The organism is Mesorhizobium sp. B2-1-8, from assembly GCF_006442545.2.
Lineage (GTDB): Bacteria > Pseudomonadota > Alphaproteobacteria > Rhizobiales > Rhizobiaceae > Mesorhizobium.
Genome location: NZ_CP083952.1, coordinates 5,273,003 through 5,286,663, shown reverse-complemented (window position 1 = coordinate 5,286,663; position 13,661 = coordinate 5,273,003). Strand labels below are relative to the sequence as shown.

The window sequence follows — 13,661 nt, the reverse complement described above, 5'->3', positions numbered from 1 at the left end:
CGTGGCGCGCTTGGTCAGGAAGGCGACCTCGTGCTACCGCGTGAAGCCCTGGCAGGGAGCCCTATCGGCCACTCATGAAGACAGACAAGAAAATCTTCGATCTCGCCGGTGCGGCTGTGCTGCTGGTGGCAACCTCTCCCATTCTGTTGCTTGCCATTCTTGCCGTCCGTGCATCGTCACCTGGCCCGGTGATTTTTTCCCAAACGCGGGTTGGCTGCGAAGGCGCGCTCTTTCGCTGCCACAAGTTGCGGACGATGTACCAGGGCACGCCATCCTTGCCCTCGCATGAAACCCCGGTGAGCGCCGTGACATCGGTTGGAAAGGGCTTGCGGAAATTCAAGCTCGACGAGTTGCCGCAGCTCTGGAATGTCCTGCGCGGTGAAATGAGCCTGGTTGGGCCGCGCCCCTGCCTGCCGACCCAGACGGAACTGATCGAATGCCGCAGGCGGCTGGGGGTTTTGCGGGCTCTGCCCGGGATGACGGGCTTGGCCCAGATCAGGGGCATCGACATGTCGAACCCGCAACTTCTGGCCGAAACCGATGCCACCTATCTCAGGACCGCGTCGTTCTGGCTCGACCTTCGGATCCTGTTTGGAACGCTTTATCGCGGCTGAGCTGCCGCGCTATCTCGGTCAGCCGCTCCAGCGTGCTGGTTTCCGGCGCCCAGCCTTGCGAGGCAAGCAGCGAAGGGTCGCATATCTGTGTCGCGGTCAGGCCATCCCAGACCGCCCGCTTGCCAAGCAGTAAGGCGGCCGCCCGCATCGGCCCGGCCGGCACTGTCATCAGGCGCGTCGGCCTACCGAAACCGCGGCGAAAGGCACCGATGATGGCAGCGACGGAAACTGGCGGCACGTCGCTGGCGGTATAGATCTGACGAAGCGGCTGCGAATGGCAAAGCAGATGCCACACCGCCCGTGCCGCCGATTGCGATGACAGCAGCGAGCGGTTTGCCGTCAATGCGCCTGTCGGCATCGGCAGAGCCGTATCGGCGAGCCGCATCAGCGTCGCAAGGTTTCCTTTCATGCCGATCCCGTAGACCGGAGGCAGCCGCAATATGGCGGCGTCGGTGCGGCCATGCGAGGCATAGGCGCCCAGCACCGCAATTTCCGCTTCGCGCTTCGAGCGCCCGTAGGCGTCTTGCGGTTCGGGGACCGTGTCTTCGTCGATCGCTGCGCTGGCACGCGCGCCGATCACGGCCCGGACCGACGAAAGATGGATGAACCGTCCGCTTGCCTGCGTGGCTGCGGCATGCGCCAAACGTGCGCTCAATTGGGCGTTGGCTGCCAGAAAATCGGCTTCGGTGGCATTGCCCTGGTCATTGTTCAGACCCGCGCAATGGACGATATCCGTAACGTCCCTGGTCAGCGCCAGGAAAGCCGCGGCCGGTGCATCGAACCCCGGCATCAGCACGGCGCCGGTCCCCGCATCTAGTCTCTCCGGCTGGCGGGAGGCGAGGCGAAGCTCGACACCGGCCTCACGAAGCCGATGGACCACTTGGCGGCCGATGAAGCCCGTCGCGCCCGTAACCAGGACTTTCATCGTCTCGCCCGGACCGGCTATTGGGCGACTGGCGGAGATGCCAGGCCTTCCACTGCTGGAGCGGCTTGGCCCTTCGCTCGTGACATCGCCTGGGTTTCCACAACTGGTGGAAGGGCTTGCCCTTCCACCAACGCAACCTGGCGCCCACAGGCAAGATATGTTCCCGACACCAGGAAGACCATGAAGACCGAGTCCAGAATGTCATGACCGATCAGGATGCCCGTCATTCCGGCGGTCAGATAGGTGATCACGACGGCGACAATCATGGTGGCACCAAACCGCTCGATCGGATCGGTGCTGTCGCGAAGGACCCGGGCGGCATTTCTGGCGGCAACCACAAAGATCGCTGCCAGCGTCACCGCACCCAGGATCCCGGCCTGCACCAAGGCGGTCAGGAAGCCGTTGTGGAAATGATTGAAACCTTCATCCATCCCAAACTGATCCTGAAAGCCCTGCTTGATCAAGAGCCGGGTGGCGCCCACTCCATGTCCGAAAAATGGCATCTCACGAAATGCCTTCAGCCCGATATCCCAAAGGGCGACGCGCGATCCCAAAGCTGTCGCGTAGTCACCGTGGGCCGCCAGCGCATCCCAGTCGGAGTGCAGAAATTCGACACGCCCCGCTATCGTCTGGAACCCGAAAACCGCGATCGTGACGGCGATCGCGGCCAGCAGCAAAAGCACGCGAACGGCGTTTCTACCTCTCAGCCTCTGCTGGTTGATCAGCAGAACGGCGATACCGGCAATCAGCAGTGCCAGCCAGACAATGCGCGTACCGGAGTAGACGATGGCGATCGTTCCGCCGAGTGCGGCGCAGATGAGGGCGATCCTGTATCTCTCTATGCCGGATAGTGCAGCGGCCACGCAGGTTACCACCGCAAGGCAGAGGACCTCAGCGAAAACGATCGCATTCCCGGCCCCGCCCTCGGCGCGTATACCAAGCCGATACTGCTGGTAGACCGCCAGCAGCAACGCGCCAAAACAGGCCGCCATGCTGGCTAGCACAATGATGCGGACGAGCATTGTCTTTTGCGAAATGCTCCAGGTCGAATAGGAGATGGGAAAAAACAGAAAGGTGATCAGCGGGATAAGATGCCGCGCGTCCTTGACGATCGCGTGGTTGACGAGGGACGCCAGGACATTGCTTGCGCAATAGGCATAGATCGCGATCGTCAGCGCCATCATCGCCCGGTCGACATTGAAGCGTCTTCTCTTCAAGGCAATCAACAGGACGGACCACAGGCCGCCCCCATTGAACACGAAGCTGACCACCGATCCCAGGACCGGAGGGGAAAAGAAGCAGAGAATGGAGAAGTAGATATTGATCCGCGAAGGCGTGAATTGCTGCCTTATGGATGAAAGCCGGTTCAATTTTCGGACCTGCTATCCAGAGGAATTTTATGCGGCACATCGTGTTTGGTCAAACCGAATGCGCTCGCCTCGAAACTGCCCCATGCTTCATCACGCACTTGCCCGCTCTCGAAAAGCGTATAGCGGCTGGGTCGCTGTTTCGATAGTGCGCCAGGATCGATTGCCGCCGAAATCCCGCAGTCGGGCCCAACTGACCCCTGCAGCGTCGCCGCAGCGTCCCTTACAGGCAATATTTTCCCTGCCTTTTCCCGGCCGGAGGGCTTTCAAGCAGAAATTTCCGGGTTTTGCCACAAGCATGGAAAATTCATTCCCGAACGGACTGCTGCCGGGCTCGTCTTGCATTGTTCTGGGCCGCGACGATCTGCTAGAACGCCCGCACGAAACACTTTGTCCAGAAGCGAAGCTTGAACCGGGCGCAAAAGGCTCGATGATTTGATGCAGGATCTTCTGTTGCAAGGCATGAGAGAACGCTCACGGTCCATGATATCAGCGCTTACGCATCTGCAGCGGCTTGAAGCCGAATCCATTCACATATTCCGCGAGGTCGCGGCCGCCTTCGCCAAGCCGGTCATGCTCTATTCCGTCGGCAAGGATTCGTCGGTGCTGATGCATCTGGCGATGAAGGCGTTCTATCCGGCCAAGCCGCCATTCCCCTTTCTTCACGTCGACACCACCTGGAAATTCCGCGAGATGATCGCATTTCGCGATCAGATGGCGCAGAAGTTGGGCTTCGACCTTCTGGTTCATGTCAACGAAGACGGCGTGCGCGACAACATCAATCCGTTCGATCATGGTTCGAACACCCATACCCATGTGATGAAGACCGTGGCGTTGCGCCAGGCGCTCGACAAATACGGCTTCGATGCGGCCTTTGGCGGCGCCCGTCGCGACGAGGAGAAGTCGCGCGCCAAGGAGCGCATCTTCTCTTTCCGCAATGCCCAACATGTATGGGATCCGAAGAACCAGCGGCCCGAAATGTGGAAGATTTTCAACACACGTATCGCGCAGGGAGAATCGATCCGCGTCTTTCCCTTGTCGAACTGGACCGAACTCGACATCTGGCAGTACATTCTGCAGGAAAACATCCCGATCGTACCGCTCTATTTCGCCAAGCAGCGGCCGGTTGTCGAACGCGATGGCATGTTGATCCTCAAGGACGATGATCGCATGAAGCTGCTGCCTGGCGAGGTCGTGGAGGACCGGTTGGTGCGGTTCCGCACGCTTGGCTGCTATCCGCTGACCGGCGCCATCGAATCCGACGCCGACACGCTCGAAGCCATCGTTGGCGAGATGCTGACGGCACGCACATCCGAACGGCAGGGTCGCCTGATCGACCGCGATGAAGCCGGTTCGATGGAAAAGAAGAAGCGCGAGGGGTATTTCTGACCATGCGCCACATCATGGCAAAAAGCCTCGCTCCCACGGACGGCGTCCGCGATTATCTGTCCGCGCAGGAGAAGAAATCGCTGCTGCGCTTCCTGACCTGCGGTTCGGTGGATGATGGCAAGTCGACGTTGATCGGACGCCTGCTGTCCGACACCAAGCAGATTTTCGAGGATCAGCTCGCCGCGCTCGAACGCGATTCGCGCAAGCACGGCACGACGGGCGACGACATTGACTTCGCGCTGCTGGTCGACGGCCTAGAGGCTGAGCGCGAGCAGGGCATCACCATCGACGTCGCCTACCGCTTCTTCGCCACGCCAAAGCGCAAGTTCATCGTCGCCGACACGCCCGGCCACGAACAATACACCCGCAACATGGCGACCGGTGCCTCGACCGCCGATCTGGCGATCGTGCTGATCGATGCCCGGCAGGGGGTGCTGCGCCAGACAAGGCGCCATTCGATCATCGCCTCGCTGCTCGGCATCCGCCACATCGTGCTGGCGGTCAACAAGATCGATCTCGTCGATTTCGACCAGGCGGTCTTCGACGGGATTGTCGAGGACTACGGACAGTTCTCGCGCGATCTCGGTTTCCAGACCATCGCGCCGATCCCGATGTCGGCCCGCTACGGCGATAACGTCAGCGCCCGCTCCCAAAACACGCATTGGTATTCCGGCCCGACGCTGATCGAGCATCTCGAAACCGTCTCGGTCGACGAAGCCACGGCCGAGTTGCCGTTTCGCTTTCCGGTTCAGTACGTCAACCGCCCCAATCTCGATTTTCGCGGTTTTGCCGGCACCATTGCGTCCGGTACCATTGCGCAGGGCGACGAGGTCGTCGTCGCCAAATCGGGCAAGTCCTCGCGTGTCAAACGCATCGTCGCCTACGGCGGCGATCTCAAACAGGCGGTGGCCGGCCAGGCCATAACGCTCGTCCTTGACGACGAGGTCGAGGTTTCCAGGGGCAACATGCTGGTTTCGCCGGCCGCACGGCCGCAGGTCGCCGATCAGTTCGCCGCCAACATCGTCTGGTTCGACGAGCACGCGCTTCTGCCGGGCCGGTCTTACATCCTGCGCACCGAGACCGATCAGACCAGCGCCACCGTCACCGACTTGAAATACCGCATCAACGTCAACGACTTTGCCCATGAGGCGGCCAAGTCGCTTGAGATGAATGAGGTCGGTATCTGCAACATTTCGACGCGGGCGCCGATCGCCTTCGATCCGTTTGGCGAGAACCGTACCACTGGCGCCTTTATCCTGATCGATCGCATCAGCAACGCCACGGTTGGCGCAGGCATGATCGTGCACTCGCTGCGTCGCGCCGAAAACATCCATTGGCAATCGCTCGATGTCGGCAAGCGCGTGCGCGCCGACATGAAGAACCAGCGGCCCGCCGTGTTCTGGTTCACCGGGCTTTCGGGCTCCGGTAAGTCGACCATCGCCAACCTGTTCGAGAGGAAGCTGTTCGCCACTGGCCGCCATACCTATATTCTCGATGGCGACAATGTCCGTCACGGTCTCAACCGCGACCTCGGATTCACCGACGCCGATCGCGTCGAGAACATTCGCCGCGTCGCCGAAGTGGCCAGGCTGATGGCCGACGCCGGGCTGATCGTCATTGTCTCCTTCATTTCGCCGTTCAGCGCCGAGCGGCGCATGGCCAGGGAATTGATGGCAGATGGCGAGTTCATCGAGGTGTTTGTCGACACGCCGTTCGAGGAATGCGCCAGGCGTGATCCGAAGGGCCTCTACGCCCGCGCGCTGAATGGCGAGATCAAGAATTTCACCGGTGTCGATTCTCCTTACGAGGCACCGGAGAAACCGGAGATCCATCTGAAGACGCTCGGCAAGTCGGCTGAAGAGATGGTAGATGCCCTGGAACACTGGCTGAACGAGCGTGACATTGCCGAAGACCAATATGACAATGGCGGCGGCATCTGACGACACGTCGATGCTTGAAATCTTCGAGCGGCTGGCGCTAGCCGCCGGGCGCGAGGTCATGCGTGTGTTTCACGCCGGCTGCGCGGTCGACAGCAAATCGGATTCCTCGCCGGTGACCGAGGCGGACCGCGAGAGCGAGAAGATCATTCTCGCCGGCCTGCGCGCGGAATTCCCCGACATTCCCTGCGTGGCCGAGGAGGAAGCGGCGGCCGGTGTCTTGGCGGGCGAACTTGGCGAGGCCTTCTTCCTCGTTGATCCGCTTGACGGCACCAAGGAATTCGTCAACCGGCGCACCGACTTCACCGTCAACATCGCGCTTGTCCGCCATGGCGTGCCGGAAGTCGGCGTCGTCTTCGCGCCATGCAGCGGCCGCTTCTTTTCCGGTCTGCCGGGCAGGGCGGAAGCCCTCGAAGTCGATGGCGACTACCAGATCGTTTCTCGCCGGCCGATTTCCGTGAGAACGGCCGCGACGCCGCTGGCCGTGGTTGCCAGCCGCTCGCACAATACCCCGGAAACCGAAGCCTATATTCGCGACCTTGGTGCCGCCGAAATCGTCTCGGTCGGTTCGTCGCTGAAATTCTGCCTCCTCGCCAATGGCGAGGCGGATGTCTATCCGCGCTTCGGCCGCACCATGGAATGGGACACGGCGGCGGGTGACGCGGTGCTGCGTGCCGCCGGCGGCACGACACGCACGCTGGACGGCAAGCCCTTGGCCTATGGCAAGCGTAACCAGGGCGATGACGAGGACTTCGCCAATCCGCATTTCATCGCCAGCGGCAGGATTGCAACCGGAGGACGTATCGAACGTTGAGGTGCCTCCGTCGATGACCTATCCTGTATCGGCGTTCCCTGAGTCGGTAGTTGAATGTCCTTTTTTCAGAAATGCCATACCGTCATTTTGGGCGGGTTTCCGGTATGGACCAGCAGTCGTGACGAAATAGTCCTTAGGATGTTGCTGGGCCTCTACGCCCTCTCTCCCGCCCTTTTCGTCTTCATCGAAATGTCTCCGACGGCCCTGGCACTTGTCGCGGGTGTCATGGGCGCTCTTGCCCTTTTGACGAAGGGTGCACGCTTTGGCCGGGCTACGACAGGCCTTGCCGTCACTCTGGCCCTGTTGTCCGGCTTTGTCCTGTCGAGCGCCCTGTGGTCGGTCAACCCGAGCCGCTCTCTCATGGCGGCGAAGGACGTCTTTGGCTACTCGGTCGCCGCCATCCTGCTGTTCGAGTGCATTCTGGCGCTTCCGAGCGCTCAACGCGACCGGCTCGCGCGGGTCTCATTGGTCGGCATGCTGATCGGCCTGGTGTCGGTGATGGGTTGGGAACTGTATTTTGCGTTTTTGACCGAAGATCCACGATTTGTGGGAAATGTTTTCACCCTCCACAAGATCACGGTCTACGGAGCTTTTTTTGCCGTCATATTTCTTACCCAGCCGAGGCTGGTCTGGAAGGGGCTCGCGGCTCTCTTTGCCGTGCTGACATTGTTCTACGGTCAATCGACCGGCGTCAATCTGGCGATTGTCTTCGTGGCGGCGATGTTTGTCATGCCCGCGAAATACCGCCAACACGCCTTGGTCGGATTCTTCGCCGTCTACCTGTCTCTTGCCCTGATCGCCCCCTTCGTCGTCTCGCCGCTGTTCGCCTACCTCAAAACGACGGGATTGCTGACTTTCTATCCAGGAACGTTCGCCGCGCGCCTTGATCTTTGGCAGATGATCTCGCCCCACATTGCGGAGCAGCCGTTTCTCGGCCATGGCGCCAATACGATGAGAAACGCGGTCGGGGTTGTCGTGAGTCCAACATATTATGCGCAGATGGATCTCCCAAGCGCACACAATATCGTATTCGATTTGTGGTACGAGTTGGGAGCGTTGGGCATCATTGTGTACGGGCTGCTCCTGGGAGCGATCATAAGAATGATCGGCGGTTTGAGCGGCCCCGGACATTTCATAGCCAGCAGCTACCTGATCATAGCTGTGGTCGAACTGTCGGTCGACCATCGGATCTGGTTGTCATGGGTGCTGGGCACTTTGGTCTTCACAGCGGGCATCTGCATATTGCAGTGCCGTTCCGTGACCCGGCCGGGAATGGAAGACCGGATCGCAAGACGCGCGGCGAGCTTCTCAAAATAACGGCGCGAAGCGCACGTCCTGCGCCCCGCCACCCTGTGCCGACGAGGTGTCGGCCTTCTGGTATCCGACGCCTATTCGGCCGCGGCCTGCGCCGAGTTCGAGCCGATATAGTTGCGGATCGTTTCGATGATCCGGTCTTGGTCGGTCTCGCTGAGATAGGGATGCATCGGCAGGCAGAGGATACGTTTCGGCAGGTCCTCCGAAACGGCAAGACCGGTCGGTGTGCGCGGATAGTCGCGATAGGCGATCTGCTCATGCAGCGGCTTGACGTAGTAGATGACAGACGGGATGCCCTTTTCGCTCAGATGCGCTCTAAGGCCGTCGCGTTTGGGCGTTTCGATCGCGTATTGCGCCCAGGCCGAGCGGCTGCCATCCAGGTTGCGGGCGGCGGTGACGATGTCGCCGAGGCCTTCTGCGTAGCGCTGGGCTACCACCTGCCGCGCCACCATTTCTTCCTCGAGGATAGCGAGCTTCTCGATCAGGATTGCCGCCTGCAGCGTGTCGAGCCGTGAATTGATGCCGACGCGGATGTTGTCGTACTGCGTCTCGCCCTTGCCGTGGAAAGCAAAGGAACGCAGCGCGTCGGCCAGAGCATCGTCATTGGTGAACATCGCGCCGCCGTCGCCATAGCAGCCGAGCGGCTTGGCCGGATAGAAGCTGGTCGAGCCGACATGGCCGAACGCGCCGCACATCCTGCCTTCTAGCGAGCCACCCATGGACTGGGCGGCATCCTCGATCACCAACAAGCCTTCGCGATTGGCGATAGCCATGATCGCCTCATAGTCGGCGGCAAGACCGAACAGGTCGACGGGGATGATCGCCTTCGGCTTCAGTCGGCCTTCCTTCTTGATGGCCGCGATCGCCGCCTCGAGGCTGGCGATGTCGATGTTGTAGGTCTTCGGATCGACATCGACGAAAACCGGCTCGGCCTTGGCCAGCGCCACCACTTCTGCCGTGGCGGCGAAGGTGAAGCTCGGCACGAACACCGCGTCACCTGGGCCGATGCCGGCGGCAAACAGCGGCAAAAGCAGTGCGTCGGTGCCGTTGGCGCAGGCAACCACGTGCTTGACGCCGACATAGGCGGCGAGCTTCTTCTCGAATTCGGCGACCTGGGGGCCAAGGATGTAGCGGCCATCCTCGACGACGTGGTCGATCGCGGCTTTCAGCCGGTCGCGGATTCGTTCGCGCTGCGCGCCAAGATCGATGAACTGCATGTCGGCCTCAATACCTGCCAATAACCGGCCCGCTGGTACCAGACTTGGCGCGGCTGAAAAAGCCGGCTGCGGACCGGGCATCGGGTGCAAGTGTCGCAGCCCGTTACCGTGTTTCGCCGGCGCATTGCCCCAAAAAGCCCGGAATCCGGGATTGGCGGTGCAATTCAGGCCATTTTTATCGCGGTTTTCCGGCGCATCGAAACATAAAGTGATCGCGCTGGAGAGTCGATCAGCCGATCTCGTGCCGCCAGGGCGGATTGGCGCCGGCTCGTGATACCGTCACGGCCGCCGCCTTGGCGCCGAGCGCCAAGGCCTTGCGGATGGCATCTTCGGACAGGCCGGAAATCGCGGCCTTCGTCAACAGGCCTTGCTCATGCAGGGAGGCAAGGATGCCGGCGTTGAACGTGTCTCCGGCGCCGACGGTGTCCACCACCTTCACCGTCTCCGGCATGACTGTGACACGGTGTTGCTTGCTGTAGCCAACGGCACCTTGGCTGCCATGCGTGACGACGATCAGCTTCGGGCCGCGGTCGAGCCAATTGCGCACGACATCCTCGTGCGAACCGGCTTCGCCGAACCAGTTTAGGTCTTCGTCCGACAGTTTGACGATGTCGGCCATCGCCATCATCTCCCGGATGCGTCCGAGGTGCTTGGCCTTGTCGGGGATGAAGTTCGGCCGGATGTTGGGATCGAGCATCATCACTCGGGCCTCATGCTCGCGCCGCATGAATTCCTCATAGGCCGAGCCAGCCGGCTCCGAGATCAGGCTGATGGCGCCGAACAGCATCGCCTCGATCTCGCCGCCGAGTTGCGGCAGGTCATCGATGGTCAGCATGCGCCCGGCCGTGTTCTCGTCATAGAAGGTGTAGGTCGCCTGGCCGTTGTTCAGCCGCACGAAGGCCAGTGTCGTCGGCCGGGGCGAGGTGTGCGCGTAGGTTGAACTGACCTTGCTTGCCCCGAGCGCCTCCCTGAACTGACCGCCGAACAGGTCCGACGACAGGCCCGAGAAGAAGCCGGCCGGCGCGCCGAGCCGGCCGAGCGCGATCGCCGTGTTGAAGACAGCGCCGCCGACATAGGGAGCAAAGGCCGGCTCACCCTGCGTGGTGGTGCGCGGCAGCATGTCGATCAAGGCTTCGCCGCAGCAGAGGATCATGGCTTCTTGGTCTCCGGCGGATAGATCACGCCCTTGCGGATGATGATGTTGGCGTAAAGCCGCGGCTCGCTTGTCGCGACGATGGCATGCGCAGATTTGACCCGTGCATAGAAGTCGGCGCCGGCCAGCGCAACCACCTTGCGGCCCGGCGCGCGTTTGGCGCAGATCGCCTCCATTTCACGATGGACAGGATCGGCAAGCGACGGATCGCCTTTCACCGAGGCGCGAAACAGCGCCTCCGGAACGACATCGTCGACCGGAAGCAGCGTAAGTACCGCGTCGAGTACGGGAATGAGGGCATGGCCGTCGGTCCGGATGAGGCGCCTTGCCTGGTCCTGCGCCGGATAGTTCCCGTCGACGAGGGCAATCTCGTCACCATGGCCCATGGCGCGCAATGTTGCCAGAAGCTCCGGACCAAGCAGCGCCGGAATCCCGATCAGCATTTCAGGCGCTCCTGGAGATCGTCGTCGAACCGATCAGGAAGCGTTCGGAAAGCGGCAGGCTGGCGCCGCCGAGCGCCCGGGCATGGATGCCCACGCTTCCCTCGCGGACAGCCGGAAGTTTCAGCCCTTCGCCGTCGATCGCGGCGATTGCCGTCACCACCGCCTCGACCAGCCTGTGGCGCACGGCCTTCGGCATCCAGCCGTCGATCACCGCGGCCTCGAAATCGATGACCGAGGACGCTGCGACGATGGCGTAAGCAAGCGCCTGCGAGGCGCTGGCGATCCACTCGTCGAGTTCGGCGCCGATCTCACCCCAATCCTCGGGTGAGGTCCACAGATAAGACGCCTCGACGCCACGCGCGTTGAGTGTTTTTTCGAGCATGGCGATCGAGGCCACGTCGATCAGCTGGGTCGGCTTTCCATCTGGCCCGGGCACGGGCATGGAGCCGAGCGCGCCGGCATTGCCGGTGGGGCCGCCGAAGAGCCGGCCGTTGAGCACGATGCCGCCGCCGGCAAAGGCGCCGATGTAGAAATAGACGAAGTCCCGTGCCGCGCCCGTCTGGCCGAAGACCAGTTCGGCGCCGCAGGCGGAGGTGGCATCGTTCTGCAGATAGACCGGAAAATCGCACTGCGCCTGGATGTCGCCCCTGATGTCGCGGTGGCGCCATTCGTCCATGACGTCGCGAGGCGCGCCGGCCGTGTCGGCCCAGTTCCACAGTTCGAATGGCATGGCGATGCCGAGTCCGGCAATGCGCTTGTCCTGCGTCGGTGTCAACTCGCCACGCATCGTCTTCATGCCCGCTGTGACGAACTCGACCGTCTCGCGTGGGGCAGGGTAGCGGTAGGAATGCTGCAGCATCGCGCGCACCTGCCCGAGGAAATCGATCAGCACGAGTTCGGCGCTGCGGCGGCCGATCTTGAGACCGATGAAGAAGGCGCCTTCGGGGTTGAGCGCCATGGGGATCGAGGGCTGGCCGATCTTGCCGCGCAAAGGCGCCTGGCGCACGAGCAGGCTCTCTTCCTCCAGTTCGCGCATGATGACCGAGACCGTCTGCGCCGAAAGTCCGGTCATGCGGGCGATGTCGGACTTCGCCAGACTGCCATGCTGGCGCACCAGCGAAAGCACCAGGCGCTCGTTATGGTCGCGCATGCCGCTCTGGTTGGTCCCGCGGTGAATGAGGCTCTCATTCGCTTCGGGCGAACCATGCCTCGCAGTGGCGGTCTCCACCCTGTTCCTCCCGTCGTTTCCCCGGCAATGCTTTTGGGCCAGAATGAGTGAAGCACGCAAGGCTGTCAATAATAAATAAGAGTGATTTAATTATTGACAGATGCCTTGGTCTGGTGTCTGTTTGATCGGGCATCCGCGCTGGGAGAAGTCGCTTGGATGTCGTACGGTGCCGGTTGGCCGGCATTCGAAAATGTTCCACTGGGAGGAAATCGTGACCAATACAAAATTGTTGAAGTCCACCGTTTTTGCGGCGGCCGCGCTGGGTCTGATGGCGTTCGCTTCGTCCGCATCCGCCGCTGGCGTCGGCGCCTGCCTGATCACCAAGACCGACACCAATCCGTTCTTCGTCAAGATGAAAGAGGGCGCGACCGCCAAGGCCAAGGAACTTGGCGTCGATCTCAAGACCTATGCCGGCAAGATCGACGGTGACAGCGAGAGCCAGGTGGCGGCGATCGAAAGCTGCATCGCCGACGGCGCCAAGGGTATTCTGATCACCGCCTCCGACACCAAGGGCATCGTGCCGACGGTGAAGAAGGCGCGCGATGCCGGCCTGCTTGTGATTGCGCTGGATACGCCGCTCGATCCGGTCGACGCCGCCGACGCGACCTTCGCCACCGACAATCTGGAGGCCGGCAAGCTGATTGGCGCCTGGGCGGCCGCTACACTGGGCGACAAGGCTAAGGACGCCAAGATCGGCTTCCTCGACCTGACCCCCTCGCAGCCGACCGTGGACGTTCTGCGCGACCAGGGCTTCATGATGGGCTACGGCATCGACGTGAAGGACCCCAACAAGATCGGCGATGAGACCGATCCGCGCATCGTCGGTCATGATGTGACGAACGGCAACGAGGAAGGCGGCCGCAAGGCGATGGAAAACCTTCTCCAGAAGGACAACACCATCAACGTCATCCACACCATCAACGAGCCGGCCGCGGTCGGCGCCTACCAGGCGCTCAAGGCCGTCGGCCTCGAAAGCCAGGTGCTGATCGTCTCGGTCGACGGCGGTTGCCCCGGCGTGAAGTCGGTCGCCGAAGGCGTCATCGGCGCCACCTCGCAGCAATATCCGCTGCAGATGGCCGCACTCGGCATCGAGGCGATCGCCGCCTTCGCCAAGGACGGCACCAAGCCGAAGCCGACCGAGGGCAAGAACTTCTTCGACACCGGCGTCAACCTCGTCACCGACAAGCCGGCCAAGGGCGTCAAGTCCATCGACACCAAGGAAGGCCTCGCCAAGTGCTGGGGCTGATACTGGCCTGACCG

Annotated in this window: 13 protein-coding genes; 7 read left to right on the top strand and 6 right to left on the bottom strand. The window is 61.9% G+C overall.

All coding sequences use genetic code 11. From position 1 onward, the window contains the following. The first annotated feature begins 74 nt into the window (after nt 1–74). On the top strand, nt 75–614 hold the full coding sequence (locus FJ970_RS26090; protein WP_140763049.1) for a sugar transferase: 540 nt from the start codon (nt 75–77) through the stop codon (nt 612–614). Here FJ970_RS26090 and FJ970_RS26085 read toward each other — a convergent pair. Together FJ970_RS26085 and FJ970_RS26080 are read right to left on the bottom strand one after the other, a co-directional pair. Next, complete coding sequence (locus FJ970_RS26085) at nt 553–1,539, bottom strand: NAD-dependent epimerase/dehydratase family protein (protein ID WP_140763046.1); 987 nt, start codon at nt 1,537–1,539, stop codon at nt 553–555. The genes FJ970_RS26090 and FJ970_RS26085 overlap by 62 nt on opposite strands. Before the next feature lie 17 nt (nt 1,540–1,556). After that, nucleotides 1,557–2,909 carry an O-antigen ligase family protein gene (locus FJ970_RS26080; RefSeq protein ID WP_140763043.1) on the bottom strand — a complete coding sequence of 451 codons (1,353 nt, stop codon included), beginning with the start codon at nt 2,907–2,909 and terminating at the stop codon, nt 1,557–1,559. Between the two features lie 82 nt (nt 2,910–2,991). Between FJ970_RS26080 and FJ970_RS26075 the strand changes: the two genes are divergently transcribed. The 5 genes from FJ970_RS26075 to FJ970_RS26055 are packed head-to-tail and all read left to right on the top strand — an operon-like array spanning nt 2,992 to nt 8,363. Beyond that, complete coding sequence (locus FJ970_RS26075) at nt 2,992–3,345, top strand: hypothetical protein (RefSeq protein WP_140763040.1); 354 nt, start codon at nt 2,992–2,994, stop codon at nt 3,343–3,345. Nucleotides 3,346–3,389: 44 nt separating this feature from the next. Continuing rightward, nucleotides 3,390–4,295, top strand: a complete 906-nt coding sequence (gene cysD, locus FJ970_RS26070) for a sulfate adenylyltransferase subunit CysD (RefSeq protein WP_140763037.1) — start codon at nt 3,390–3,392, stop codon at nt 4,293–4,295. Between the two features lie 2 nt (nt 4,296–4,297). Then, entirely contained in the window at nt 4,298–6,235 is a 1,938-nt protein-coding gene (gene cysN / locus FJ970_RS26065; RefSeq protein WP_181178758.1) for a sulfate adenylyltransferase subunit CysN, read from the top strand. Nucleotides 6,236–6,245: 10 nt separating this feature from the next. Continuing rightward, nucleotides 6,246–7,046, top strand: a complete 801-nt coding sequence (gene cysQ, locus FJ970_RS26060; protein WP_181178762.1) for a 3'(2'),5'-bisphosphate nucleotidase CysQ — start codon at nt 6,246–6,248, stop codon at nt 7,044–7,046. A 54-nt stretch (nt 7,047–7,100) separates the two neighbouring features. After that, a complete protein-coding gene (locus FJ970_RS26055; RefSeq protein WP_140763027.1) occupies nt 7,101–8,363 on the top strand; it encodes an O-antigen ligase family protein in 1,263 nt (420 codons plus the stop codon). A gap of 71 nt (nt 8,364–8,434) precedes the next feature. On the opposite strand, the gene FJ970_RS26050 is transcribed toward FJ970_RS26055, so the two are convergent. The 4 genes from FJ970_RS26050 to FJ970_RS26035 all read right to left on the bottom strand — a co-directional run bounded on the left by FJ970_RS26050 (nt 8,435) and on the right by FJ970_RS26035 (nt 12,401). Continuing rightward, entirely contained in the window at nt 8,435–9,577 is a 1,143-nt protein-coding gene (locus FJ970_RS26050) for a DegT/DnrJ/EryC1/StrS family aminotransferase (protein WP_140763024.1), read from the bottom strand. Between the two features lie 229 nt (nt 9,578–9,806). After that, nucleotides 9,807–10,730, bottom strand: coding sequence for a carbohydrate kinase family protein (locus FJ970_RS26045; RefSeq protein WP_140763021.1), 924 nt, complete (start codon nt 10,728–10,730; stop codon nt 9,807–9,809). Then, nucleotides 10,727–11,173, bottom strand: coding sequence for an RbsD/FucU family protein (locus FJ970_RS26040; RefSeq protein WP_140763018.1), 447 nt, complete (start codon nt 11,171–11,173; stop codon nt 10,727–10,729). The genes FJ970_RS26045 and FJ970_RS26040 overlap by 4 nt, the downstream gene beginning before the upstream one ends. 1 nt (nt 11,174) lies before the next feature. Beyond that, nucleotides 11,175–12,401, bottom strand: coding sequence for an ROK family transcriptional regulator (locus tag FJ970_RS26035; RefSeq protein ID WP_140763015.1), 1,227 nt, complete (start codon nt 12,399–12,401; stop codon nt 11,175–11,177). A gap of 190 nt (nt 12,402–12,591) precedes the next feature. On the opposite strand from FJ970_RS26035, the gene FJ970_RS26030 reads away from it, so the two are divergent. Then, the gene (locus FJ970_RS26030; protein ID WP_411908787.1) at nt 12,592–13,647 is read left to right on the top strand and encodes a sugar ABC transporter substrate-binding protein; all 1,056 of its coding nucleotides are present in this window, start codon (nt 12,592–12,594) and stop codon (nt 13,645–13,647) included. Nucleotides 13,648–13,661: the final 14 nt, after the last annotated feature.

Excerpts from the sequence above, each read along its gene's own strand:
- FJ970_RS26090 (WP_140763049.1), top strand. The coding sequence starts at position 75 with ATGAAGACAGACAAGAAAATCTTCGATCTCGCCGGTGCGGCTGTGCTG.
- FJ970_RS26085 (WP_140763046.1), bottom strand. The coding sequence starts at position 1,539 with ATGAAAGTCCTGGTTACGGGCGCGACGGGCTTCATCGGCCGCCAAGTG.
- FJ970_RS26075 (WP_140763040.1), top strand. The coding sequence starts at position 2,992 with ATGCTTCATCACGCACTTGCCCGCTCTCGAAAAGCGTATAGCGGCTGG.
- cysD (WP_140763037.1), top strand. The coding sequence starts at position 3,390 with ATGATATCAGCGCTTACGCATCTGCAGCGGCTTGAAGCCGAATCCATT.
- cysN (WP_181178758.1), top strand. The coding sequence starts at position 4,298 with ATGCGCCACATCATGGCAAAAAGCCTCGCTCCCACGGACGGCGTCCGC.
- cysQ (WP_181178762.1), top strand. The coding sequence starts at position 6,246 with ATGCTTGAAATCTTCGAGCGGCTGGCGCTAGCCGCCGGGCGCGAGGTC.
- FJ970_RS26055 (WP_140763027.1), top strand. The coding sequence starts at position 7,101 with ATGTCCTTTTTTCAGAAATGCCATACCGTCATTTTGGGCGGGTTTCCG.
- FJ970_RS26050 (WP_140763024.1), bottom strand. The coding sequence starts at position 9,577 with ATGCAGTTCATCGATCTTGGCGCGCAGCGCGAACGAATCCGCGACCGG.
- FJ970_RS26045 (WP_140763021.1), bottom strand. The coding sequence starts at position 10,730 with ATGATCCTCTGCTGCGGCGAAGCCTTGATCGACATGCTGCCGCGCACC.
- FJ970_RS26040 (WP_140763018.1), bottom strand. The coding sequence starts at position 11,173 with ATGCTGATCGGGATTCCGGCGCTGCTTGGTCCGGAGCTTCTGGCAACA.
- FJ970_RS26030 (WP_411908787.1), top strand. The coding sequence starts at position 12,592 with ATGTTCCACTGGGAGGAAATCGTGACCAATACAAAATTGTTGAAGTCC.